This is a genomic window from Nocardia gipuzkoensis (assembly GCF_021183645.1).
GTDB lineage: Bacteria > Actinomycetota > Actinomycetes > Mycobacteriales > Mycobacteriaceae > Nocardia > Nocardia abscessus.
The window spans coordinates 1,038,800-1,063,404 of sequence record NZ_CP089225.1 but is presented as its reverse complement, the minus strand read 5'-3'; the positions used below and the strand labels follow the sequence as shown (position 1 = coordinate 1,063,404).

Sequence of the window (24,605 nt, the reverse complement as noted above, 5' to 3'; positions counted from 1 at the left end):
CTGCCGTCCGGTTGGGAACGCCTTTGCTCTCTACCATCTCGGGAGTGAGGACAGTGGTTCGGGGACCGGCAGATTCGGGTGAGGCACTGCTTCGCCGGATGGCCGCTCGCCGCCGTCGCGACAACATCGTGGTCGCGGTGCTCGCCGTACTCGCCGTACTCGGCGGCGGCCACGCGATCCTCAGTGTCTTCGACGAAGGACCTCCTGCGCCGTCGGATGATTCGACGACGGCGATTGTCGGGCGCGCGCATTTGGTCGGCTCTTTCGCCGAGCAGTTCGTCGTCACCTACCTCGCCGCCGTTGCGGGGCAACAGGATCGGATCGGCGAATTCGTCGGCTCCAATCAGCAGATCACGCTGCCTTCATCGGCACGCCAAGTCTCCGACCCGTCCGTCGTCTATGTCTCGCGCGTCGTCTCGACGGGTGCACTCGATGTCTGGTCGGTGACAGTGTCGGCGCGAGTTGGCAAAGCCGGCGCCGCCGCAGCGCCGGAGCAACGGCACTTCTACCGTGTCGCGGTGTCGGTCTCCGATGGGCGGCTACGTGCGCTGTCGACGCCCGCGGAGGTCGAGCCTCCGGCGAAAGGCGTCGATCTCAAACTGGCCTACGGTGCGCCCTGCGCACCGGACACGCCGCTCGGGCAGGTCGCCGCGGGTTTCCTGAGTGCGATGCTGGCCGGAAAGGGTGACGTGGCGCGTTACACCACGCCGGATGCCGGGTTGGCCGCACTGAAACCTCCTCCGTTCACCGCCGTCGAGCTGGCCTCGCTCACCACGGATGATTCGAGCTGCGGCTCCGGCGGCGCGAAGGCCCAAGTGCTGGCCACCGTCAATCCCAAAGCCGATACCGGCGCCGCCGCGACACTGTCCTATCCGCTCACCATGATCCGCAATGCCGGTCAGTGGCAGGTGGTTTCCATAGATCCGATTCCTGCCTTGTCGAGTCCACTGGCAGTGGTCTCTGGTGGGGATTCCCGAGGCGGAGCGCCGCCCACTTCGACCTCGCCACCCTCGACGTCGGTGACGATTCCGCCGGCGACACAGAACTGATCCGAGAGGCAGCCCGATGGGTAACTTGAGCAACATCCTCTATGGCATCCTGATCTTTGTCCGATGGGGCGGAATGATCATCATCGCCATCGTCACCATCGGTGTGGTGATTTCCGAGGCGGCAAAATCCAGGCTGTCGCCGGCGCGGATCATCGTCGTCTTCGGATCGGGGTTGATGGCGGGGGTGGTGATCTGGATTCTGCCTACGACCATCAACTACGCGCGAACGGACGCGAACCTCATCGTTCCCGATCACCCCATCGGTGGCTATCGATGACCCAAGTGATCAAGGTGTTCACGCCGATCAAACGTGTGCCCACGATGATCGGCAAGGCGCAGAACGGGCAGAAGCTCCCGTTCGGCCCCTACACCCTGCCCCAGGTCGCCGCCGCCGTGGCGATGATGTCGGTGACGTCGGTGGGCGCCATGACGTTGCCGCTGAACCCGGCCGTCACCTTCATCACGGGTCTGGCCTTCACCATCCTGGTGGTTTTCGTGCTCGGGCTCGTGCCGTACACGGGCGTCCGGATGCTCTCGCGCGCCTTCTGGCTCAGCAGGCTCCTCGTCTACCGCAAGCCGGTGTCGGCCTCGGGCATGCCGATCACCAGTGACTCGGTGCGCCACACCATGTTCATCGAAGAGACCGTGGTTCTCTTGCTGCCCGACCGCCCTGGCGCGGTGGTGGCCGCCGTGCCGAAATCCGGCATCCGCCTGCTCGAGGTGGTGAGTGGGGGCGGTAAGGCCACCGACCTGTGGCGGCGATTGAACGGCAACGACAACGGCACGGCCTCCGGAGAAGGTCCCTGATGGCACTCGGACGAGATCTACAGCCCACCGCGGCGATTCGCGGCAATCTCCAGTTCACCCATTCGGGTCTGGTCACCGCGACCTATTTCATCAATCCACTCGGCTACGGCTTGCGCAAGGCCGGTGACAAGTACGACGTGAAGATGGCGCATCACGCGCTGGTCACCAATTTGCCGAGCGGATCCCTGTTGCTGGGCATCCAGGCGCGGCTGAACACGATCGACGTGCTCACCAAGATGGTGGAGGGTGTCGACCTGGACGAGTGCGAGGACTACGCCGACGAGGTGGTGGCCTCCTACGAACGCGTGCACGCGATCATGCCGCAGACCCGCATATTCCTGTTGTCGATCCCGGTCGGAGCGAGCAACTCCAGCATCTCCGCGCTGTCGCGCCTGTGGCGTGGCAGCACCCCCACGATCGATGCGACCGCGATCGCCCGCGCCGACCTGGACGAATACGACGAGAAGGCGAACGAGATCCTGTCCAGGATCGGCGGTGACTTCGATCCGGTTCCGGTGCCCGCGGCACTGTTCCAATGGCTGTGGGAGCACTATCTCTCGCGCGGCGCCGCGGGGGATCCGGTGGCACCAACCCGTGCGGGCGCGCTGGACGACGCGACGGCGGCGGTGTTCCGCTCCGCCGCGCTCGACGAGGGGGCACAGGCCGACAGCAACCGGCGTATCCGTCCGTCGTTCGTTCCTGTGATCAAGGTGGTCCAGCCTGATTTCGAGTACCGCCCGTCCTACCAGGCGATGCTGACGCCGCATTCCTTCCCCTACGCGGGCATGACCTTTCCCGGCGGCAGCGAGTTCCTCAACGTGCTGGAGGGTCTCGGCGACGTCACCGTCGACTGGGGCATGCGGATCTCGACCAAGCCCGCCGAACAGGTGTTGAAGAACAACGAACTCAGTTTGCGCAGGCTCGGCGAGCAGATGGATCAGCGGGACCAGGAGGTCTCGTTCGCGCAGAACACGTTGGCCTCGAAAGCGCGCATGCTCGGCGAGTACAACCAGCACTTCGAGGTCAACGGCGGGGAATCGGAGGTCTCGTTCACGACCGTCATCGCCATCGGCGGACCGTCGCGGGACGCCACGATGGACGCGGTCAACACGCTCAAGCGGCGCTACAAGCGGTTCCAGGTCGATATGACCGCTCCGGTCGGCGCGCAGGTCGACCTGTGGTCGATGCTGATTCCCGGCAGCCCGCCACGCCGTGCCTTCGACGACTTCGCCCATATCGTCCCCTCGGACATGTGGGCCGGTTTCGTGCCGTTCACCACCAGTCAGATCGGTGACGACAGCGGGCCGGTGATCGGGGTCAACCTGCTGTCGGGACATTTCGAGCCGATCCACTTCGGCATCATGGAGGCCGCGCTGCACGACCTGTCCGCCTCGTTCGCGGTGACCGGCGAACTCGGTTCGGGCAAGTCATATTTCCTGAAACTGATGGCGGTGCTCGTCCACGACATGGGCGGGCAGTTCCTCGCCATCGACCGCAGTCAGGTCGGTGAATGGGAGCACTTCGCGCGGTCGATCGACGACGCGGTCATCATCGACCTGGCCAATCCCACGGTCTCGCTGGATCCGCTGCGGTTGTTCAACCCGCGGATCGCGGGTGAACGCGCGCTGGACTCGATTCTTCCGCTGCTCGATCTGTCGCCGACTTCCGGCGCGGGCGCGGCGGCGAGCAATCTGCTGTCACCCAGAGGCATGGCCGAGCACAAGATCAAGAGCCTGCTCGACCTGTACCATATCGTGCGCCGGTTACGGGAGCATCCCGAGCGGGGCGAGGAATACGCCGATCTCGCGGCGCGGCTGGGCACCGTGGTGGAGCGGGTGCCGGTGCTGTTCGATCCCGAGCTGCGACCGCTGCGCCTCGACGCCGCCGCGACCGTGGTCCGCAGTCACAACCTGCAACTGCCGAGCGCCGAGGAACTCACCACGCCGCACCTGTACAACCGGTTGCCGCTGACGAAGCGGCTCGGCACAGCGCTGTACGAACTGGTCGGCGTGGCGGCGCGGGAGGCGTTCCTCTCCGACAACGGCAGGTTCGGCCTGCTGGTCGGCGACGAGGCGCACCACTTCACGCAGACTCAGGTCGGCTCGGCGGTCACCTCGGACTTCAGCCGCGACGGCCGTAAGCACCTGGCCGCGATCGGCCTCGCCTCGCACGACCCGGCCACCGACTTCCAGGGCGCGGCGCACAACCTCATCCCCAACCGGTTCGTCTTCCGGCAGCGCGACGAGACGTTGGCACGCAACAGCTTGGAGTGGCTGGGCGTCGATCTCGAGGAAGCGCCCTTCCTCCTGCAGATCTTGCGCGAAGAGACCTCGCCACCCGTCGGACCCGGTCGTCAGATTCCTGAAGAGCGTCGTGGTGAGATGTTCATGCGTGACGCGTTGAACCGCATCGGTCGCGGCAAGGTGCTCGGTCCGGCGCGTCCGGACCGAGCCGCGGCGATCACCAGCACCCCGACGAGTGTCACTGGTGCGCGTTCGGCCCTGCCCGAGCGATTGGGACGCTGATGAGATCTGCGCTCGCCTCCAGAATTCGCGCAGACCAGTCTTCCTTCGGGATGCCTTGGGAACCGCAGTTCTGGGACGCGGACCGCTGGCGACCGCAGATGGTGTTCCGGCGTTTCCGGGCTTGGATCAATGCTTCCCGCCGTCGCCGCCGGACCACGTGGATCGTCATCGCACTCTTCGTGCTGTTCGTCTTCCCGGGCCTCGTGCACGCGGTGTCCATCGCGCAGACGGGCACAGTCACCACGGGTTCCACACCCAACAGTGCGACCAGCTGGATGAATGTCAAAGACTCCTATGGAGTCAATGTGTCGAGCTACATGTTGGTGGTTGATCGCGGCGGAGTGCTGAACATCGGGAATTTCGCGCTGTGGATCATCCTCATGCCGCTGTTCGCGGTATGGCAGCTCTTGACGATCACCGGGGTCTGGCTGCCCGGCAAGGCGCTGGACTTCCAGTGGCTGAATCTGATCAGCGCGCCGTTGCAAGCGATGGCCCGCAACCTGACGGCGCAGATCGCGACGCCGCTGCTGGCGTCGACGGCGCTTGCGATCGGTGCGTTCTTCGTGGGCTACTTCATCGTTCGCGCCTTTTACGCGAAGGCCGTTGTACAGGTCGTGACGATGATCGCCTTCGCGATCGCGGGCGTGTTCTTCCTGACCAACCCGCTTGCGGAGGCGTTGTCCGACCACGGTGTTCTAGTGCAAGGTCGTAACGTCGGGCTTTCGGTCGCGGCGGGTCTGAACGGGGACAGCAATCCCAATCCGGACCAGTTGGTCGGCACGCTGCAAGAGACCATGGCAACCAATATCATCCGGCTCGGGTTGCAGGTCTGGAATACCGGGCACGTGGTGGACAACAACCCTTCTTGCCGGGCGGCGTGGTCCGCCGGCATGGCGGCGGGCAGCGAAGACCGGGTGCGGAACGGGATGAAGTCGTGCGGCGACAGCGCCGCGTACGCCGCGATGGGGGATCCGAGCGTCGGTCAGATCGGAGCCGGACTGCTGCTGTTGCTGTGCGCGCTCATTCTCCTGGCCTTCGCCGCGTACCTGTCGGTCAAGATCATGTGGGCCGCGCTCGACCTCATCTACTACGGGTTCGCGTCGATCTTCGGGTTCGCCGCCGGTGGCTACATCTACGGTCCGACGCAGACATTCACCGTGCGTTGTGTGGTACACGGCTTCATCGCCGGCGGGAAAATGGCCTTTTTCGTCATCGCCCTCGGAATCTACGAGCTGTTGCTGGGCAGCCTGTTCCGAGCGGCGAACGGTCAGATCATGGTGGTGTTCGTGATCGGGGCGGGCGTCGAGATCGTCGCCATCGTCCAGGTGCGGCGTCTGAGCAGGAATATCGACGAGGCCAACGACTGGGTGACCCACCGCATCGGCGCTGCGATCCAGAATCCGGGATCGGCGCAGGGTGCCGGTGGCGGCTCCCCACTGGGTATGGGTTTGGGCATGGGCAACTCGGGTGCCGCCAACTCGCTGACCCCGCTCGCGATGCTCGGCGCGATCAGCACCATCAACAGCTCGCCGGTCACGGCTTGGATGGCCGGTGGCCGCCTCAACCCCCTCAATCCTTTTGCGCGAGTTGACCAAATCGACAAGAGGAACAAGGCGAGAGGTCTGAGGACGCGCGACCTGAGGGCGGCCGCGCACGGTGCCGCGTACGACCGTGTGGCTGCTGCCGAATATGCCAGGGAGGGGATAGGCAGGTCCGGGGCGCGCCGTGATAGTGAGAGGTCTGCCGCTTACGCCGCGGAGAATGTCGCGCATATGACCGGCATGATGGGCAGCGTGCAGTACGCCCTCCGGATGGCCGGTATCGGTTGGGGTCGAGGGCAACGGGCGACTATCGCGCGCGCGGATATCATCCGGCACGCGGATGACGAACCGCTCGCATCGAAGCACCTCGGCCGGGTCGTCGCGGCGCACAAGCACTTCGAGCGGGACTTCCATACGAATCCGAGAATGATGATGGCCAGGTTCCACGGGTTGGAGGCCAGCGTCGACCGGTACCGAGGTGATTACCAGGGCGGTGTGCGGATTTCGGAAGAGCTGGCCCAGCTCGGCAGGGAATACATCGACAATCCAACCAAGCAATGGGTCGATGCGTTGCAGGCCCATGCAGCGGGGCCGATCACGGACCCTTCCGTCGCGCGGCTGCGGCTCAATGGCCAGGACCTCAATCAGAACGATGCGGACAGGTTGAGGCAGTGGATCTCCAACGAGCATGCGCTGCGGGTCCAGGCGGCCACCAACTGGGTAGCCGAGAATCCCCAGGACTTCGATCGGATTCGAAGACTGCGTTCCGAAATCGACAGAGCTGCCCAGACCGACCAATGGTCGGCGGGCCGGAATATCACCGGTGCTGTCTCGCTCCCGCAGCCGGACCCCGCAGCAAATGCGCTGCCCGACATTCCGGACAGGATCCTGAATCCCCTCAGAAACCCGCGGGGCCGTTGATCAGCCCTCGATAGCAGCAAGACAGTGCGGCAGACATCACAGAAAGGCACACCATGATCGGTCGTCTTCTGACGCTCGTACTTATGCCGCTCTGGATATGGGTAGTGCTGGGGGGCGTGGGCGTCATGCTCGTGCTCATGATGGGTTTGGTCGTGGTCATCGGCGGCGCGACGTCGGCGATCGCCTCCGACCTGAACTATCAGTGCGACAGTGCGGTGGGGCCTGACCCCTCGCAGACGGTGACCCCCAGCCGCGCGACCACGGCGGCACGGCCGACTGCGAAGAGCGCACCGGGGGGTGGAGTGACCTCCACTCCCACCACGAATCCGTACGCGGAGCTGACCATCGCGCCGGACGACACCAACGCCTCCGATTGGCATCGTGCCTGCGCCACGGCGATGAAATACGCGCCGCGCCAGGACCCTGCCTTGCTGAACGTCAACGCGGGCATCGGTGTGGAGTGTGCGCGTGAGCTCGCTCTGGCACAGCTGACGGCGAGTGGCACCAGGAACGACTCCGGTAGCCGAGCAGGCGCAACGGAGTTCACCAGATCTGTGATCTACCAGGCATCGGCCGCGCAGACGACGGGTCGATGCGCGACTACCGAGGGCGCGGTGGCACAGCCGTCGGCTGTGGACGGCGCGGGACAGTCGAGCGGTCCGGCGCGGCGGGCATGTGGACAGCTCGGCGAAGCATCGGTAGTCGTGTTGCCGAACACCATTGCGGCACAGGCCGCGTGCGGCCAGCGAGTGGATCCCGTCGCGGTCTCGGCGGGCGATCTGGTGTTCTGGAATTTCCGAAACAACGCGCCGGCCCAGGTCGGCATCGCGGTCAGCGACAAGCGGCTTGTCACCACCGATGCGACGACCGGGGCGTTCGTCGAACTGACCATCCCGACCACGAACGACATGCGGGTGAAACGAGTACTCGGCAGCGGGATGTGATGAGTAAGCGATGCCGCCAACAGAGGTAGACCCACAGTTAGAAACCGGCGAGGATGCCGAGGCACCGCCGGTACCGATGACGCCGTGGTCCAACCGGCCGGATCAGCAGCGGCCGCGAGCGGGCGGGGTGCCGGGTTCGCCAGGCGGTCCCGCCCCTGGACCGGGACAGTCTCCTGGACCGGGGCAGCCGGGTTCCGGTCAGCCGAATGGTGGCGGCGACGCCGGGGTCCCGGGTTCGCCTGGTTCGCCGGGTGTTTCGGGTTCGCCGTCTGTGCCTGGTCAGCCGGTGCCTGGCCAGTCTGGTGTGCCGGGTCAGCCGGTGCCTGGTGTGGGTGTGCCTGGTGAGCCGGTGCCGGGTGGTGTGGTGGCTCCGCGGGTGGAGTCGGTGCCGGGTGGGGGTGGGGGTCGGGAGGAGGAGCCGGGGCCGGAGCCGTTGGTGGATCCGGGGTTGGTGGCGGGTGTGCTGCCGATGGCGGGGATGATGGCGATGGGGATGTTGCCGATGATCGCCTCGGCGTTGGCGGGGTTGGGTGGTGGTGGTAGCGGTGGGGGTTCGGCGCCGGTGGCGGCGGGTACGGGTAGCGATGGTGCGGCGGGGATGTCGCCGGAGGCGGCGCGGGCGATGGAGGTGTTGAAGCAGTTGGAGGGGGTGTACGGGGAGGGGGAGCCGGCGGATCCGCAGGCGCGGGAGTTGCCGGGGCAGTCGGGGGGTTCCTCGGGTAGTGGTGCGACGACGCGGGCGATTCGGGCCAAGCAGTTGTTCCAGCGCAACGCGGCGAAGGCGTTCAACAATGTGGACAACCAGTTGGTGTCGTATGTGCGGGGTTTGAAGGGGTCGAACAAGGTCGACAAGAAGGCGATCGTCAAGCTGGTGCGTGAGGTGAACGTGGCGTTGGCGGAGTTGGGGCCGCAGGCGTACACGAAGGCCGGGCAGCAGAAAGTGCATCAGATCCTGACCGCGGCGTTGCTGAAAGCGCAGTCGATCGTCTCGGGTGGGAACGCCACCTCCAGCGACACCGCTGCCGCGATCAACCGGTTGACCAAGCAGTACCTGTACAACATCGCGGGCAAGAACTACCAACCATCCACCGGATCCACCGGCAGCACCGACAACATTCCCGGGGGCTCCAACGCCAATCCGGCGGACGTCTATCGCTACCTCATCTCGAAACACGGACTCACGCCTGCGCAGGCCGCGGGGATCGTGGGCAATATTCAGGTCGAGTCGGGTTTCAAGACCAGCGCGTACAACCCGGGCGAAGGCGCTATCGGTCTGTGCCAATGGCGGGGTGGACGACGACAGGCCCTGGAGCGATTCGCGGCAGCTCGCGGGAAGCCGGTCACCGACTGGAAGGTCCAAGTCGATTTCATGATGGCCGAATTGCGGAGCAACGAATCCACCGCGTACGGATATCTGCGGGCCGCGCAGACGCCCGCCCACGCGGCGGCGGTCTTCGATCAGTATTACGAAAGAAGCTCCGGTGAGGCGAGAGGGCAGCGCATCGCCTACGCGAACAGCATCGCCTCGGCGATGCGTAACGTCGCTGTTTGACCTCGCCCGGCCTTCGCCGGTCGCTCAGTGCCCTCTTTCACCCGACGCTCTCTTTCACCGACGCTCTCTTTCACCGATGCGCCGCGCGGCTGTCCGCGGTCGCGTGCCGGGACGTGGGCACCGGTATTCCCGCAAGCGGGAACAGCATGGGCGTACTCCGGAGATACCCGCATTAAGCTGCGGATACGCTTCGAGACGAGTGCCGGGGAAGAGGCATTCCGAGTCGGGTGAGCCGACAGCCGGGCAAGGCACGAGTTCACCGCATCGGCGCGGATTACCACAGCGCTGCCGTGTCGGCTGCGAACTCCTCCGGCTCCAGCACGCACCGATCGTGTCCGGCGATCGGCAGCGCGCGTACCGGGATCCGGCGGAAGGTGAATCATGGCTGCCTCTGTGGTCACCGTGCGTAGTGTCCGCGCGCAGCGAGGGAACTGATGGCTCCGACGGATCGCCCTGGCCCCGAGCGAGATCCCGATGATCCCGGCGATCCTCGCGACGTGCGTGCGAGCGCCACCACCGCGCCGCACCGCCCCGCCAAGTCCGCGACGCGCGGCGCTCCCACCCCGATCCCGCGGCCGCAGCCAGGTGCGGCCGCCGCGGCGGCGCCGGCCGGCGCGACGGCTCAGGGGCGCACCCAGAACGCACCGTCGGCATCCGAGACGACGTCCCCGGCTTCGGGTTCCACCTTCGTTCCGCGCTCGGACGCGCTCGGTATGGCGGGCTCGTCCACGCCCATGACGGCCGCGGCGATGGGCGCGTTGGCGGCCATCGCCGCCCAATATGGTGACGGTCCGCCGACTGCCGTGACGGGACAGCCGTACGCGCCGCCCGATCTCGACGCGGCGCGACCGAGCGGACCTGTCGTGTGGGACGGTGCGCTCGGTGCTCGGTACGCCGACAGCAATCTGAATCGAGCACGCCACGGCGATGCGACACAGTCGATGAACGCCGAGCTGGAACGCATCCTGGGTGGCGCCGTCGACAACAGCACGCAGGGACGCGCCGCGATCGGCGCGATCATCGCCGAGGTGAACACCGCTCTGACCGCGCTCGGCAAGATTCAGGACGCCAACGCGAGCAGGCAGTTGGTGATCTCCACCTTGGACAACGCCCTGCAACGGGCGGGAACCGTGCTCGGCCAGGGGCAGGCATCCACAGTACTGACTGCCGATCGGGTGGCTGCTCTGGCGGACCGCTACCTGCGCGAGTCGCGTCCCGTCCAGCCACGGCGGCCCCGCCGGACGTCGCACTCCGGCATGCACGGGCCCAGCGGCGGTCCACCACGCACGCGGCCGTCGGGCCGGCAGGGGCAATGGATCAACGAAGCCTTGCAGGTGTTGCGCCAGCATGGCTACGACACCCGCCAGATCGATCCGTCCGACATCGCGGCGATCATCCAGCACGAGTCCGGCGGCAATCCGAACGCGATCAATCTCTGGGACAGCAACGCCGCCGCCGGAATTCCGTCCAAAGGCCTGATGCAGACCATCGATCCGACGTTCAACGCGTATTCCGTTCCGGGACACCGGGATATCTGGAATCCGGTGGACAACATCGTCGCAGGCGTGCGATATGCCATCGAGCGCTACGGGTCGGTGAGCAATGTGCCGGGTATCGTGCAGATGCGCGGCGGCGGCTCGTACGTGGGGTATTGACGCAGGTCGCCACCGGGTGCGCCCGTCGGACGGTGAGCGTGCACGGGAGCGAGCGGCTTTCCAATTTGCGGAGCCGGGTCGCGGATCGGTCGTTTGTTCAATTCGATTGCGGCAGAGTGAAACTCGTGTGCTGAAGTTCTTTTCTCCCCGCACCGGGCAAATACCGGAAGATGTCCGAAAGATGAACAGACAGTTGCGCTATAGGGTTGCTGCGCAACAAGAGTTGCGCCATGCTGGAGTCCATGGCTGCGCGTTCCTCTCTGAGCCGGTCGGCACGACCGGAACGCGACTCGGATGATCCGGAGGGTTGCTGTCCGGGCGGCGTTGCATCGTGGGTGCGCGCCTGCCTCGGCGATCGGTCCCGGCGCCGCGGAATCGCGTGGGTTCTCCTGATCCTGTTCGCGCTCTTCGTCTTTCCCGGTCTGCTCGGCGCGGTCGCGACCGCGCAGAACCAGGCCGCCTCGGCGGGCACGTCGGAGATCGATGGCCTCAGCTGGATGAACATCCGCGACTCGGCGGGGGTTCCGTTGTCCAGCTACACTTTCGCCACCGACCGTGGCGGCCCCTTGAATCCGGGCGCAACGATCCTGTGGGCGATCCTCGGGCTGGAGTTCATCGGCTACCTGGCGATCGTGACGTCGGCGATCTGGCTGATCGGCTACGCGTTGAGCTTCCGCTGGATGGATTGGTTCGCGGCGGCGCTGCGGGGCGTGGCGGATGCGCTGACCGGTCAGATCGCGACGCCGATCATGTTGGTGACGGCGGCGGCCATCGGCGCGTTCTTCGTCGCCTGGTTCGTCGTGCGCGGGTACCACGCCAAGGCCGCGGTGCAGGTCGTGACGATGGTCGCGGTCGCGGTGCTCGGGCCGGTGTTCCTGGCCGAGCCCCTCTCGGAGGTGTTGTCCTCACACGGCTTGCTGGCACAGGGCCGCGATCTGGGCATCTCCGTGGCCGCGGGGTTGAACGGGAACGAAAGCCCGAATCCGTCCCAGCTGATCCCGGCGATGCAGGAGACGCTCGCCGACAATTTCGCACGGCGTCCGGTGCAGGTGTGGAACTTCGGGCACGTGGTGGACGAGAGCCCGTCGTGCCGCGCCGCCTGGTCGGCGGGCATCCGGGCCGGCGACGACGACCGGGTGCGCAGCGGCCTGAAGACCTGCGGCGACGCGGCCGCGCACGCCAAGGCGACCGATCCGAGCATGGGCCAGGTGGGCACCGGACTGCTCCTGCTGCTGTGCGGCGGGATCCTGCTGGTGTTCGCGGCATATCTGGGCATCAGGGTCATGAAAGCGGCGATGGACGCGATCTACCACTGTTTCATGACGATCTTCGGCTTCGCCGCGGGTGGCTTCGTGTACGGACCGACGCAGACATTCCTGGTCCGCAATATCATCGACGGATTCATAGCCGCGGCGCGAATGGCCGCCTACACCATCTTCCTCGGCGTCTATGTCCTGTTCCTCGGCAATCTTTTCCAGCAGGCCCGGGGTCAGGTCATGGCGGTGATCATCGTCGCGGGCGCCGTCGAGGCCATCGCGATATCCCAGCTGCGCAGACTCGATCTCAGCCTCAGCAGCGGAAACGACTGGGTGGCCAATCGATTCGCGGCGGCCATCCAGGGACCGTCTCGGCCCGGTGGCGGAGGTGGGGGAGGCGCGGCGCTGGGCATGGGTGGTGTGCAGGCCGCGGGCGCGATGCGCGGGCGCGGGCTGGTCGCGGGAATGTCCGCGCTGAACACGATCAACATGTCGCCGGCGACCGCGTGGCTCCTCGCGGCCACTCCGAACCCGTTGAGCCCGCTGTCGCGCCGGAAGAAGCGGAAGGAACTCGATAGTTTCGTCACCTCGCCGATGCTGCGGCAGATGCACGAGTACAACAACGCCGCTCGGGCGAACTGGCGGTTCAAAGCCGCCGGGCGACTGCGCGGTGTGGACGGCGGCATCAGGTCCGCTCTCGGTGTGGCCAATGTGCTCGATGGCCTCGGTGACAGCAAGGTGCCGGACGCGATGATCGCGCCGACGCTGCGGGCGATGCACGCCGACGATCAGCAGGTGGTCGATGCCCAGCGGGCGGTGGCGGTCCAGAAAGCCAGCATGTCGCAGAATCCGTTCGGCTTCGCCCCTTTGCAGAAGGCCGTCGCCGCGGCACGCGCGGTGGAGAGCCACGTCGGCATCGACGCGCATCCGGCCTTCGCGGCGCAGGCTGTGGTCGCGGCCGACAACTTCGTGCGCCACTCCATCGCGCCGATGAACCCGGTCCCCGACAGCCATCCGTTCGTGCAGCGGGTGCTGGCGGCCGTGGACGACGAGCAGCGGCTCCGAACGATCACCCCGGACGATTGGCGCGACGCCGGGCGAGACGTGCGCCAGCACATCGGGCGGCACCTGGCCCTGGAGCATCAGGCCGCCGCGCAGAACTACTACGACGACCAGAGCGATGCCAACCGGCGGCTGCTCATGCGGTCGACCAGACGGATTTCCAACCTCGACAGTTTCGACCCGGACGCGGGACCCGACCCGTGGGATCCCTAGGCGGAGGTGTGGGCAGACTGACAATATTCGCCGATCGGTGGTGTGAGCGAAGCCGTCGCGGGCAATATCGAACGAATGGATCGGCAGTCGGCCTACACGGCCATCCGGTAGGGCGCACGTGGCCAGCGAGGCACCCAGCACATTCCGGGAATTGCGTGTGCTGTTACAGCGGCGATTTCCCGAACTCGCCGACGGGCAGCAGCGGATCGCCAGGCTGGTGCTCGACGACCCGGAGGGCACCGCGTTCCGCAGCATCGGCGAAAGCGCGGAGCTGGCCGGAGTGCATCGGTCGTCGCTGGTGCGGTTCGCGACCATGTTCGGCCTGTCGGGCTACCCGGACCTGGTTCGGCTCTGTCGTCAGCAGCTCGCCGCCGAAGCGAACGTGCATCGTGAGCGCGCCGCCGAACCGACCTTACGTGACCAGTTCCTCACCACCGTGTTAGATCACGACACCGCCAATGTGGCGCGGGCGTTCGACCGGATCGATCGTGACGAGTGGGACCGGGCGGTGCACGCGGTGGCCTCGGCCGAGACGGTGCACGTGGTGGGTTTGCGGGTTTCGCTGTCGGTGGCCTATCAGGTGGCCTACCTCTTGCGGGCGATCCGGCCCGGCGTCAAGCAGATCAAGGCCGCGGCCGGGCTGCTCGTCGATGAGCTGGGCGACATCGGCGCAGGCGACGCGCTGGTCGCGGTGTCCATTCACAGATACGCGCGTGAGACGGTGCAGGCGGTGGAATGGGCGCGTCGGCGTGGCGCCACGACTATCGCATTCACCGACGGGCCGTCCTCTCCGTTGGCCCGTATCGCCGACGTGACGTTCTATGCCGAGACGGGCGGGCTGACGGATCTGCCTTCCCTGACCGCGCTCACCTCGGTGGCGCAAGCGCTGGCTTTCGCCGTCGAGCACCGGCTGGGCTCCCATCGGCGCTCGGAACTCACCCCGGACGAACGATTATTGGAGGAATTCGCCGTGTACGAAGATCATCGTGCGCGAGGTGTCTGATCGGACGCGCTTCGGGCGCATACGATCCGACGATCAGGCCCAGCGTGCCGCGGCGTAACTGCTCGGCAGTTTGCGGTACTGGACGTGGCCACCGGTGCGCGGAGCTTCGACGCACATGCCGTTGCCGATGTACATGATGACGTGGCCCGGGTTGTTCGCCCCCTTGAACGAACTCGACGGGAAAATGAGATCACCGGGCCGGATATCCCTGGGATTCACCTTGGGCAATGTCCGGTATTGGTCGGCCGCGACTCGCGGAATCCGCACACCGGCGGCTGCCGCCGCATATTGCATCAGGCCGGAGCAGTCGAAAGCGTTCGGTCCTTCCGCGCCGAAGACGTAGGGGTCGCCGAGTTGGGCGAGCGCCACCTGGATGGCTTTCGCGGCGGCTCCGGTCGCACCGGTGCTGCCGGTGCTGCCGGTGGATCCGGTGGATGGTTGGTAGTTCTTGCCCGCGATGTTGTACAGGTACTGCTTGGTCAACCGGTTGATCGCGGCAGCGGTGTCGCTGGAGGTGGCGTTCCCACCCGAGACGATCGACTGCGCTTTCAGCAACGCCGCGGTCAGGATCTGATGCACTTTCTGCTGCCCGGCCTTCGTGTACGCCTGCGGCCCCAACTCCGCCAACGCCACGTTCACCTCACGCACCAGCTTGACGATCGCCTTCTTGTCGACCTTGTTCGACCCCTTCAAACCCCGCACATACGACACCAACTGGTTGTCCACATTGTTGAACGCCTTCGCCGCGTTGCGCTGGAACAACTGCTTGGCCCGAATCGCCCGCGTCGTCGCACCCTTACCCGGCGAAATCCCCAACTGCTGCTGCAACTCCCGCACCTTCGGATCCGACGGATCCGCCTCCCCATACACCCCCTCCAACTGCTTCAAAACCTCCAACGCCCGCGCCGCCTCCGGCGACAAACCCGCCGCACCATCGGCACCCGAGCCCGACGCCACCGGCGCCGAACCACCACCACCATTCCCCCCACCACCCAGACCCGCCAACGCCGAGGCGATCATCGGCAACATCCCCATCGCCATCATCCCCGCCATCGGCAGCACACCCGCCACCAACCCCGGATCCACCAACGGCTCCGACTCCTCCTCCCCACCCCCACCCGGCGCCGACTCCACCCGCGGAGCCACCACACCACCCGGCACCGGCTCACCAGGCACACCCACACCAGGCACCGGCTGACCCGGCACACCCGCGGGCGGCCCTGCCTGCCCAGGCACAACCTGACCCGGCACGCCCGACGGAACCGAAACACTCGGCGAACCAGCCGAGTTCGACTGTCCGGCGCCACTGGATTGACCGGGCGCCGGAGCGCCCGACTGACCCGGCGGAGGGGAAACGCTCGGTTGTCCCGGTATGGGCGTACCCGGCCGCGGCCGTTGCTGATCCGGCCGGCTCGACCACGGCGTTACCGGCGCGGTCTGCTGTTCGTCCGTCGCTTCCGGATCTTTTGCCTCGACCTCGACGCCCGCGGGCCAGATTTCAGCAGAGGTCATGATCTTCCCCTGGTTGTCGGTGCCTTCGGCAGGTGGAGGATGCCCGATCGGTAGGTTCGAGCAGCGGGTGGCGAAGGTACATCCAACCTTCCTCATAGGTTGCTGTGAACTAATCGGCGGCCTGGACAATTCGCGCATGCCAGTGTAATTGGAACCGGACCCGCTGCCCGGTTCTACCAGTGCCGTGCTTCCCGGCGTTGGGAAGCCTCGACAATGGAGACGTCGAAAGTAGGTCTCCTCATGGTCGATCGTCGCGTACGCCGCTGGGTTCGATGATGAGGAACTCGATCGAAAGGCGGACTTTGCCGTGGTGAGGCACGAGCCTTGCGAGCCTTTGACCCAGGTGGCGCCGGCCGCGATGGGCGCAATTGAACACCGGTCGGCCGGTCGGCCGGTCGTCGTGGGCCGGCGCTCGGCCTAGCATCTGGGAGGTGATCTCATGGGCTTCTTCGGTGTGCCATGGAGCGATGTCGGTAAGTTCGCGTTGACCACAACGTTGACCGTTGCCGGTGGCGCGCTCGGGTCGGTTGTTCCTGGGGTCGGCACGGCGATCGGCGTCGCGGCGGGCAGCGCCCTGGCCGGCTTCGCGACGGAGACCCTCTGGAGTGTGGCGGTCGAAGATCAAAACTGGGGGGACGCGTTGAGCGATGGTGCCGAAACCGGCGCCTTGTCATTGCTCGGAGGCGGGGCCGGTGGTGCCGCCCGGGGTGCGTTCGCGACGCTGGGTGGGCGCAATCTGGCGAGGCGGATGCTCGACGGTGCAGTCCACCCGGCTGTCCGTAACCCGGCCGCGAATATCGGAGCCGCGTGGACTGCACGAGGAGCGTCCTTGAATGGGGCCCGCGGTTGGTTGGCCGGTGCCGGCATGGGTGCGGGTCTTTCCGGCGTCGGCCATTCAGGAGGGCCGGGCTCGGCTCCGGGACAAGGGCAGTCGTATCCGGCGACGCTGCCGACCAAGCCACTCAATGCATCGACAACGTTCAGCACTAGCTGAAGGGTGGCGTTATGGCCGACATGCACCCGATGCTGATGCCCGACCGAAAGAAGATCCAGGAGGGAAATTACCCGGCTGAATGGGTCTTCTCGGTCTTCACCGATTCCTGCTTCAAAACCCTGTATCAGAACTTCGACGGGATCTGGAAGAGTCTCGGAAAAGATTCCAAGAGTGATCCCCCCAAAGCGCCCGAGGTGCCACAGGTCCCCCCTGCGTCTGTCGGCAGTTTCACGAACTACGCGGAAGTGGCGGTGAAACTCCAGCGGTCGTATACCGACCTGAACGGCAACGTCACCAAACTGGTGAACTCGATCCGCGAATCCGGGAAGTGGTCCGAGGCAGGGCAGAAGGCGACCAACAAGGTAATCGATGAAAGAGTCGTGGCGATGGCGCCTACCGCCCCACCTCAAGGCATACAAATCGACAACTACATCTTGACTTGGGTCACCGACGCCAACGATTCCCTTGCCAGCGAGATCGATACCGTCAAGCAGGGGCAGAGCGGCGTGGCCAAGGACATCGATGATCAGACGAAGATGATCAAGGAACTGCAAGATCAGATAAAGAAACTGGAGGCGGCGGCGAAAAACCCGGCGGCCACTCCGCCCGCCGTCGACACGTCGAATTGGCCGACGACCCCCGGTGTCACCGACCCGACGATCCCGCCGGCGGTGGACAACAGTGCCTTCCCCCCCGGCCTGGACGGTTTGGACGACCCGACCAGCCCCGGCACGACGCTGCCTGATCTGGACACCCCCGGTAGCCCCGGCTCGACCGGTCAGACGCCCAGCAGCCTCGACCCGAGCGGGACCACGCCGGGCGTGACGACACCCACCACGCCGAGCGTGCCGCAGACCCCTGTGTCGTCACCGATGGGCTCCGGCATGGACATGATGAGCTCCATGCTGCCGATGATGATGCAGCAGGCGATGATGCGAAACATGGCCGACCGGGACTTGAACAGCCGCCGGGAGGAACTGGATCCGCGCCGCTTCGAGGACGAACTCGACCCGGTGTCGCCGCCGCCGGTCACGGCGCCGGTCACGGCGCAGCCCGCGACCGTGCAGACCGCCACGACGGCTCCGGCGACGCAGCACAGTGGGGCGCCCACCGGCACACCGTCTTCCACGCAGCCCACGGTGGCGCCCGGCCGGACGCCGGGGGCGGATGGCAGCGTGATCTACACCTTCCCCGACGGACGTACGCAGAAGGTGTCCGCGATGGTCGCCCAAGCGCTCGACGGGGCGTTCGGCAACGCCAGCGGAACCGACGCGCAGAAGGCGTACGAGAAGACGCCGGCGAAGTGGTCGGACAAGAAGCAGATCGGCGACCGCGTCGATCCCTACCAGCTGATGACCGGAGACGTCGCGACGTGGGACAAGCGCACCGCGATCCTCGTGGTGTTCGGCTCCGACGAGGGTGGCACGCTGGAGGCCGTCGTCAACGGCGAGCTGAAACCGTTCACTCCGGAGATGTCCGACGGCGCTGGTGAATTCGGTCAGTTCGCCGGATTCGTCCACCCGAAGGGCATCGAGTTGACCGCGCCGGCGGAAGGGGGCGCGCCCCCGGCGACGCCGGGCTCGGCCGATCAGTCCGCGAACGCGGCAATGCCGGTTGTCGCGGCGGGCTGATCGCGCGAGCAAGTGCGGCAGCGGCAGATGAGGAGAGGAGGTCGCGATGGCGCTGAAGGTGGATCCGCAAGAACTCGTCGCTGCGGCGTCGAAGCTCGCCGCGATGGCGCGCGACACCGGGGCGGCGCTGCCCGGTGGATGGGTCGTGCCCGCGGGAGCTGACCCGATCTCGGCCGCCGCCGTGCCTCAGCTCAACGCGCAGGCCGCGTCGTTGTTCAACGGAATGGCCGGTGTGCTCACCGATATCCAGCGCACCGCCTACAACATCGGCGCGGCCGCCGCCGACTACACCGAGGCCGACGACCGCAACGCTCGGACCATCAACGGCAGCGGCGGCGATCTTCTCGCCAACCCGGTCGGTGACGTTCAGGAGATCGGGCAGCGCCGCCCACCCGCGCTCCGGTTCCCCGTGGCGGGCGGCGCCGTCGATCCGTTGACCTTCGCTCGGCAGTTGCACTCGGGCCCCGGCCCAGGTGCGGCAAAGGGATTCGCGGACGCGCTGCGCAAGTTCGCCGGGGGCCCGCATCTCGCGGCCGTCGAGGAGGTGAACTCCGCGGCGAAGTCGATGCAGCATTGGGAACCGGTCGGCGCCGCGGCAGCGACCGAACTCGGCCAGCGTCGCGGGTGGCTGGACCAACTCGGTGCCGGGCTCGGGCTGCTGGCCGATGGAATCGACACCTACAGCGACGCGTTCCGGACGGCGAAGGCGAAACATCCGACGCCCGAGGAGATCATCGCCGCCCGCAAAGAGCTGATCGCGGCGATGCGCTCCAAGAACGAACTCGGCATCCAGGCCGCCCTGGCGAAATTCAATGAGCAGAACGCTCGTTCGGCGGAGACGATCACCGGATACTCCACCGAGGTGGGTTCGAAGGTCGGCGCGGGTGAGGCCGCGAGTGAGGGCACCGGCAAGGGCAACGGTGGCGACAGCAGCGCCCTGAACCAGATGCTGCCCGCCCTGATGAGTGCGATGGCCTCGGCCGGAATGCCCCTGAGCCAGCTCGCGCAGTCGGACACGGCGGCGGCCTACGATGACTACGGCCTCGACGAATACGGTTACGACGATCTCGGGATCCCGAGCGGACTCGGCACGGGCAGCCCGAGCGGGATGCCCGCCGGCAGCCCCGGGGCGGGCATCCCGGATGTCGAGGCCGAAACCGTCCAGGTGAGTGCCTTGCCGGTGGCCGCTTCGGCCAGCCTGGGTTCGGGCATGCCGCGGACATCGGTGATCGAACCGCTCGGCGCGTCGTCGGCCGCCAACGCGGCCGCCGCGCGCGGCGGATCGCCGATGATGCCGTACATGCCGATGGCGCCCGGCATGGGCAACGGTGGTGGCGGCAACAACGAACGCAATCGGGTCGTGGCATGGCATCCCGACCGCTTGATGTACGTCGACGACACACCGCACACCGAAGCGGTGATCGGTGAGCGGCCCACCATCGCGCCGACCGTGACCCCGCCGACCCCGGCACCGAGCAATCAGACACCGACCCAACCCGGAGGTAACGCATGAGTGAGCGCAGCGAGGTGAAGTCGTGAGTGCCATCCACCCGGATGTGCAGGCGGCCTTGGACGCCGCGCGCGATCTGCGGCATCGGATCGCCGAGATGCGGGAGAAGATCGACAACATCCGCGCTCGCAGGCCCTCGCCGAGCGGCGCGGTCATCCCGGAGGTCGACGCCATGGGCAGGCTGACCGATCTGTATCTGGCCCCGGGTACCGTCGCGCGGCTCACCTGCCCCGAACTGGTCGCCGAGATCATGTCCGCGATCCGGGAAAGCACCGCCGACGCCGCGCGGCAGTACCAGAGCGTCATGGAGACTCCGGTCGAGGAAACCCAGCAGGCCGCCACCGCTTCGGGGCAGACCGGATGACCGAGCCCGCCCCGGAGGTCACCGTCGCGGATACGGTGCGGTGGTTGCACGACGAGGGGCTGGTCCGTCTGGCCGGGGTGGCGGACGGTATCTCGGAGACGATCGTCGCGTACACAATCGACGTCGCCACCGGAACCGTGTCCGCGCACCCAGCGACCGGCGGCGGAGTCGGTGCGGATGTGGTCTCCCTGGCCGCGGACGACCTGCCGTACCCGGTGGGCACCGCGAGGCGACTCGTGATAGTCGGTGTCACGACCACGGATACGGTCCTCGTGATCGACTTGGCGGCGACGCTCACGATCGCGATCAATGCCGACCGTCCCGCGCAGGCGGCCCGCTCCTGGGTGCTGCAACTGCTGCTGAACCCGGAGGTCACCATCACCACCAACAGCGCCGACGTCGCGATCGGCACCAGTGCGCGGCTGCGGCAGAGTTTCATTCCGGGCGGCGGCGCGACCCTGATCAATGTCGACGACAGCCGGCCGCCGGTCACGGCGGTGACCTTGAACGCGACCACCGAGGGTCCCGATCATCTGGACGTGGCCCCGGACGGCACCGGCGAGATGTATCTCGGCGCTCGGTTCTGGCAGTTGCGCCAAGTCATGCGCATCGAGGACGCCGCCTGGTCCGTGCTGGCAGCGCGCCTGGAATCCGCGGCCGACGAGCTCGACCATCCCTTCAATTCCCCATCCGGCGAACAATTCTCGGAGAGCAGCCGATGACCGACATGCACTCGATCGATGTGGACGACTTCGACGACGAGCAACTCGACACCACCCCCCCGGACTGGCGGAACCTGACCTACGAGGTGTTCAACCCCGATCACTCCGTCGGGGTCGGGTGCGACCGGGACGGGGAGATCATCGGTCTGTACATCACCGACGACGCCCGCGACAACGGCGACGAGTGGTTGGCCTCCCAGATCGTGCGGCTCGCGCGGCTGGCGCACGCGAAGTCGCGCGTGGGTCTGCGTGCCGAGATGGAGCACAAGGGCACCCGTCCCTACACGATCGACTCGTTCGATCTTCCGACCGAGGCGTCGTATCGCGCCATGGAGGAATCCGAGTTCCGGCGCGACACCTGAGAGAGGACAGCCACATGACCGACAAGTTCGATACGGACGACCCGAACGAGGTGGTCGCCTCCATCGCCCGGTGGGGAACATCGGCGACCGCGTCTGGTGGACAGGCCAAGGGGATCATCGACGGCTTCGAGGCGCCGCGCCGCCCGGAATCAGAGCTGGACCGCCAACTGGTGGCGAAGATGCGGTGGATGAAGACCACTTTCGAGCGCGCCGTACGGAGAAACGGCCGTCGGGTGAACGCGACGACGCAGTTCACGACCCAGGCTTCCTACACCCACGGCGACGCCGATCGCGCGGGCGCCGCCGCGGTGCGCCGCCGCAGCGGATCCGTCTGATTCTCCGATGGAACCGGAGCGCAACAGTCCGTACTGGGACGCGATCGTCGGCGACAACTGGCCGGCGATCTCGCCGGGGGACTGGAGTGCGCTGGAACGTCTCGCACGGGACGGTGCGGCGGCGCTGGACCTGCTCGACATCGAAAGCAGACGCCGCGACTTCGACGAACGGGTGCGCTCCAGCGCCGGTCTGCAACTGGTCAAGGACGACCTGCTGCGCCAGAGCAGGAACCCGCAGGCGTTCGCCGACGCGTTGGAGGCCGCCGCGGACACCTTCCGGGAGTTCTCCGATCTGGTGTATCGGACCCGCAACAAGATTCTGGACATCGTCGAAGACACCACCGCGCGGGCCGACGCGGCCAAACGCGCGGCCGCGGCGGAGGACGACGAATCCGACGCGCAGGCCATCCGGAACCGGATCCCCGGTATGGTCGCCACCGCCAGGGACGCGGTGGAGGATGTCGCCCGGGCCGCGCTGAATTCGATCAGTCCGCAGGGCCTGCCCAGTCTGGGAGTGATCGCCGACGTGCTGGGGCAGCCGGGACCGTGGGGCCCGGGGCACAACGGGGGCCCGGACGACTACCCGGAGCACCGGCCCGCGACAGACCACTCCGGCCATCCGCGTCAGGACGGACCGAAGCAGACACATCGACCGCAGGACGTTTCTCCGATCCCGCTCCCGCTGCCGCCGCAGGCCGTAGCCGACGAACCGGCCGCCGATCCGATCGGGCCGCTGCCGCCCGGTGCGGAATTCGGTGAGCGCCCGGATCTCGTTCCCACGCGGGACACGTCGTCCGGTCCGCCGTCGACGAATCCCGAGGGCGACCAGTACACGCCTGGCGGGACGACGACCGTCCCCATCAGCAATACGCCCGGCGCGGTGCCCCACGACGGACCAGGCGTGCCCTCGGTGGGCGGCGCGCCGCGCGGGCCGGTGACCGACAGTGGGCCCGTCGCGTCGGACCGGGATGTGCAAGCGGACGGCGACCATCAGGAAGCGTCCGGACCGGAGGGAAGGGACCCGGAGCGGAGGGACCCGGAAGCCTCCGTCGATCGAGCAGAGTCCGTGAGCCAGGATCGGCCGACGACCGCTTCGGCGACGGAATCGAACGAAGCGGCCGGACCCGAACGATATGCCACCTCTTCCGCGCCCGCGGCGGACCCGACCGCCTCGGTGCCACCGCCATTCATACTTCCGCCGCCGGTCGTGGCGCCACCTCCCGCTGTCGCGGCCCAGGCGCCGGCCGTGTCGGGCAATCCGGCCGGACCGGCGGTCTCCGCCCCTGCGGCACAAGCGGGCTCGGGCCCGCCGCCGGTGCAGCCCAAGCAGACCGTGGCCCCGGCCGAATCGCGCGGACCGGCCGTCGCGCCCAAGGTCACGGCAGGCAGCTCGGGGCCGCCCCCTGGCTCTGTCGGAGCGGTCAAGGCGCAGGCGCCGGAGCGGAGCGAGCAGCGGACCGATGGGGGAAAGGGAGAGGCCGAGGGCAGCGACGATTCGATCCGCAACGTGGTCGGCGCGGCCATGACTTCGGCCGCCGCCCCGGCATTCGTCTTGGGTGAGCGGGTCGACGGCGACTTGGTGCTGGCCAGGACACTGCTGAGCGGTGTCCTGGCCGCCGGTGGCGACGCGGTGCTCGGGCTCGGCTGGGCGGTTTCGGTGATGCGTCATCAGAGCGGGATCAGCGCGTTCGTCACCTCGAACGAGGGCCGCGGCTGGATGCCCGCGGGGATGTACCTGCCGCGGGAGATGTCCACGCCCTGGGTCTGGGATGTCTCCGAGGCCGCGTGGGAGGGCGTCGCCGACCCCGCGCGTGTGCTGGCGGAGTTCGCCATCGCCTGGGGGCGCAAGTCCGGTGCTCGGCTGACCGCCGTCGTCTCGTCGGAGGAGATCGGCGCCGAGTTGCGACGACAGTTGGGTGAGGTACCGGCCGTCGGCGAAGTGGGCGCCTCGTCGGCGATGGACTTCAGCGCACCGAGGCCGAGTCTGGTCGACCGCCTCGAACTGGTCGGGGCTCCCGCGCTGGTGTCGCGGGCCGTGTCGGCACCGGAAGCGGAGATCGGTCCGCGCCGCTGGGAGCTGGCCTCGGACGCGCACGTTCGTGTCCATCAGGCCGGTCTGGGCTCCCCGGCCGCACTGGGGGCGCCCGCGGTGCGCGAGCGGATCCTCACCGCGCTGCGACAGCGCCGCGAGGTGCCGCAGGAGTGGTGGGAAGAACTCAGGGATGCCGACGACCTGCTCACCGCGACGATGCTGTCGCGGCGCGCCGATGTGTCCAGGGTCGCGCTGGGCGACTTGCGCGCCGACCAGTCCGACGGCCGGTACGCGTCGGAGATGAACGCCCTGCGTGCCATGGTTTTCGAGCGGCGCTGCGATGAACTCGTACTGCTGCTGGCCGAGGACGCCACGCGCCAGAGCTTGCGCGACGCGACGTACGCGCACGCGCAGATCGTGGGCCACCCCGCCTTCGTCGCACCGACGCCCGCTCAGGCCGTCGATCCGCCCCGCCGTCCGACCATCACGGCGGGTCCAGGTCGTTGAACAGAACGGAATCGGGCGTCGCCGCAATCGAAAGATGATGTGGCGCAACGGCGGTCGAACGACTCGCACTGCCAGGAACGGCAACGCGCTCCCCATTCCTGGGAAGGA

At 67.2% G+C, this 24,605-nt stretch carries 19 protein-coding genes; 18 read left to right on the top strand and 1 reads right to left on the bottom strand.

The window, feature by feature from the left end; all coding sequences use genetic code 11:
* The first annotated feature begins 44 nt into the window (after positions 1 to 44).
* From LTT66_RS04870 to LTT66_RS04825, 10 genes are all read left to right on the top strand, one after another.
* Positions 45 to 1,049 carry a conjugal transfer protein gene (locus tag LTT66_RS04870; protein ID WP_233064366.1) on the top strand — a complete coding sequence of 335 codons (1,005 nt, stop codon included), beginning with the start codon at positions 45 to 47 and terminating at the stop codon, positions 1,047 to 1,049.
* Between the two features lie 16 nt (positions 1,050 to 1,065).
* The gene (locus LTT66_RS04865; RefSeq protein WP_039796594.1) at positions 1,066 to 1,326 is read left to right on the top strand and encodes a hypothetical protein; all 261 of its coding nucleotides are present in this window, start codon (positions 1,066 to 1,068) and stop codon (positions 1,324 to 1,326) included.
* Complete coding sequence (locus tag LTT66_RS04860) at positions 1,323 to 1,856, top strand: hypothetical protein (protein WP_233064364.1); 534 nt, start codon at positions 1,323 to 1,325, stop codon at positions 1,854 to 1,856. Before LTT66_RS04865 ends, LTT66_RS04860 begins: the two co-directional genes overlap by 4 nt.
* Positions 1,856 to 4,381, top strand: coding sequence for an ATP-binding protein (locus LTT66_RS04855; RefSeq protein WP_233064362.1), 2,526 nt, complete (start codon positions 1,856 to 1,858; stop codon positions 4,379 to 4,381). The genes LTT66_RS04860 and LTT66_RS04855 overlap by 1 nt, the downstream gene beginning before the upstream one ends.
* Complete coding sequence (locus tag LTT66_RS04850) at positions 4,381 to 6,843, top strand: hypothetical protein (protein ID WP_233064354.1); 2,463 nt, start codon at positions 4,381 to 4,383, stop codon at positions 6,841 to 6,843. The genes LTT66_RS04855 and LTT66_RS04850 overlap by 1 nt, the downstream gene beginning before the upstream one ends.
* An 83-nt stretch (positions 6,844 to 6,926) precedes the next feature.
* Entirely contained in the window at positions 6,927 to 7,787 is an 861-nt protein-coding gene (locus LTT66_RS04845) for an NlpC/P60 family protein (RefSeq protein ID WP_233064346.1), read from the top strand.
* Positions 7,788 to 8,115: 328 nt separating this feature from the next.
* Positions 8,116 to 9,339 carry a phage tail tip lysozyme gene (locus LTT66_RS04840; protein ID WP_233064344.1) on the top strand — a complete coding sequence of 408 codons (1,224 nt, stop codon included), beginning with the start codon at positions 8,116 to 8,118 and terminating at the stop codon, positions 9,337 to 9,339.
* 497 nt (positions 9,340 to 9,836) lie between these two features.
* The gene (locus LTT66_RS04835; RefSeq protein ID WP_233064342.1) at positions 9,837 to 10,994 is read left to right on the top strand and encodes a transglycosylase SLT domain-containing protein; all 1,158 of its coding nucleotides are present in this window, start codon (positions 9,837 to 9,839) and stop codon (positions 10,992 to 10,994) included.
* A gap of 242 nt (positions 10,995 to 11,236) precedes the next feature.
* Positions 11,237 to 13,525 carry a hypothetical protein gene (locus LTT66_RS04830; protein ID WP_233064332.1) on the top strand — a complete coding sequence of 763 codons (2,289 nt, stop codon included), beginning with the start codon at positions 11,237 to 11,239 and terminating at the stop codon, positions 13,523 to 13,525.
* Positions 13,526 to 13,682: 157 nt separating this feature from the next.
* Positions 13,683 to 14,528: a MurR/RpiR family transcriptional regulator gene (locus tag LTT66_RS04825; RefSeq protein WP_233069007.1), complete on the top strand. Its 846-nt coding sequence runs from the start codon at positions 13,683 to 13,685 to the stop codon at positions 14,526 to 14,528.
* A gap of 33 nt (positions 14,529 to 14,561) precedes the next feature.
* On the opposite strand, the gene LTT66_RS04820 is transcribed toward LTT66_RS04825, so the two are convergent.
* Complete coding sequence (locus LTT66_RS04820) at positions 14,562 to 15,710, bottom strand: C40 family peptidase (protein ID WP_233064329.1); 1,149 nt, start codon at positions 15,708 to 15,710, stop codon at positions 14,562 to 14,564.
* Positions 15,711 to 16,479: 769 nt separating this feature from the next.
* On the opposite strand from LTT66_RS04820, the gene LTT66_RS04815 reads away from it, so the two are divergent.
* Genes LTT66_RS04815 through LTT66_RS04780 form a run of 8 tightly spaced genes read left to right on the top strand, consistent with a single transcriptional unit; the run spans position 16,480 to position 24,497 of the window.
* Positions 16,480 to 17,034, top strand: a complete 555-nt coding sequence (locus tag LTT66_RS04815; RefSeq protein WP_233064327.1) for a hypothetical protein — start codon at positions 16,480 to 16,482, stop codon at positions 17,032 to 17,034.
* Positions 17,035 to 17,045: 11 nt separating this feature from the next.
* Positions 17,046 to 18,665 carry a hypothetical protein gene (locus LTT66_RS04810; RefSeq protein ID WP_233064325.1) on the top strand — a complete coding sequence of 540 codons (1,620 nt, stop codon included), beginning with the start codon at positions 17,046 to 17,048 and terminating at the stop codon, positions 18,663 to 18,665.
* Between the two features lie 46 nt (positions 18,666 to 18,711).
* Positions 18,712 to 20,178, top strand: coding sequence for a PPE domain-containing protein (locus LTT66_RS04805; RefSeq protein WP_233064323.1), 1,467 nt, complete (start codon positions 18,712 to 18,714; stop codon positions 20,176 to 20,178).
* Between the two features lie 22 nt (positions 20,179 to 20,200).
* The gene (locus LTT66_RS04800) at positions 20,201 to 20,539 is read left to right on the top strand and encodes a YbaB/EbfC family nucleoid-associated protein (RefSeq protein ID WP_233064321.1); all 339 of its coding nucleotides are present in this window, start codon (positions 20,201 to 20,203) and stop codon (positions 20,537 to 20,539) included.
* On the top strand, positions 20,536 to 21,261 hold the full coding sequence (locus LTT66_RS04795) for a hypothetical protein (protein WP_233064307.1): 726 nt from the start codon (positions 20,536 to 20,538) through the stop codon (positions 21,259 to 21,261). Before LTT66_RS04800 ends, LTT66_RS04795 begins: the two co-directional genes overlap by 4 nt.
* Entirely contained in the window at positions 21,258 to 21,623 is a 366-nt protein-coding gene (locus tag LTT66_RS04790) for a hypothetical protein (protein WP_233064304.1), read from the top strand. The genes LTT66_RS04795 and LTT66_RS04790 overlap by 4 nt, the downstream gene beginning before the upstream one ends.
* Positions 21,624 to 21,637: 14 nt before the next feature.
* Complete coding sequence (locus LTT66_RS04785) at positions 21,638 to 21,958, top strand: hypothetical protein (protein WP_233064302.1); 321 nt, start codon at positions 21,638 to 21,640, stop codon at positions 21,956 to 21,958.
* 7 nt (positions 21,959 to 21,965) lie between these two features.
* Positions 21,966 to 24,497, top strand: a complete 2,532-nt coding sequence (locus tag LTT66_RS04780) for a hypothetical protein (RefSeq protein ID WP_233064293.1) — start codon at positions 21,966 to 21,968, stop codon at positions 24,495 to 24,497.
* Positions 24,498 to 24,605 lie beyond the last annotated feature (108 nt).

What these genes read in the sequence shown, in the direction of transcription:
- LTT66_RS04865 (WP_039796594.1), top strand. Translation starts at nt 1,066, where the DNA reads ATGGGTAACTTGAGCAACATCCTCTATGGCATCCTGATCTTTGTCCGA.
- LTT66_RS04860 (WP_233064364.1), top strand. Translation starts at nt 1,323, where the DNA reads ATGACCCAAGTGATCAAGGTGTTCACGCCGATCAAACGTGTGCCCACG.
- LTT66_RS04855 (WP_233064362.1), top strand. Translation starts at nt 1,856, where the DNA reads ATGGCACTCGGACGAGATCTACAGCCCACCGCGGCGATTCGCGGCAAT.
- LTT66_RS04850 (WP_233064354.1), top strand. Translation starts at nt 4,381, where the DNA reads ATGAGATCTGCGCTCGCCTCCAGAATTCGCGCAGACCAGTCTTCCTTC.
- LTT66_RS04845 (WP_233064346.1), top strand. Translation starts at nt 6,927, where the DNA reads ATGCCGCTCTGGATATGGGTAGTGCTGGGGGGCGTGGGCGTCATGCTC.
- LTT66_RS04830 (WP_233064332.1), top strand. Translation starts at nt 11,237, where the DNA reads ATGGCTGCGCGTTCCTCTCTGAGCCGGTCGGCACGACCGGAACGCGAC.
- LTT66_RS04815 (WP_233064327.1), top strand. Translation starts at nt 16,480, where the DNA reads ATGGGCTTCTTCGGTGTGCCATGGAGCGATGTCGGTAAGTTCGCGTTG.
- LTT66_RS04810 (WP_233064325.1), top strand. Translation starts at nt 17,046, where the DNA reads ATGGCCGACATGCACCCGATGCTGATGCCCGACCGAAAGAAGATCCAG.
- LTT66_RS04805 (WP_233064323.1), top strand. Translation starts at nt 18,712, where the DNA reads ATGGCGCTGAAGGTGGATCCGCAAGAACTCGTCGCTGCGGCGTCGAAG.
- LTT66_RS04795 (WP_233064307.1), top strand. Translation starts at nt 20,536, where the DNA reads ATGACCGAGCCCGCCCCGGAGGTCACCGTCGCGGATACGGTGCGGTGG.
- LTT66_RS04790 (WP_233064304.1), top strand. Translation starts at nt 21,258, where the DNA reads ATGACCGACATGCACTCGATCGATGTGGACGACTTCGACGACGAGCAA.
- LTT66_RS04785 (WP_233064302.1), top strand. Translation starts at nt 21,638, where the DNA reads ATGACCGACAAGTTCGATACGGACGACCCGAACGAGGTGGTCGCCTCC.
- LTT66_RS04780 (WP_233064293.1), top strand. Translation starts at nt 21,966, where the DNA reads ATGGAACCGGAGCGCAACAGTCCGTACTGGGACGCGATCGTCGGCGAC.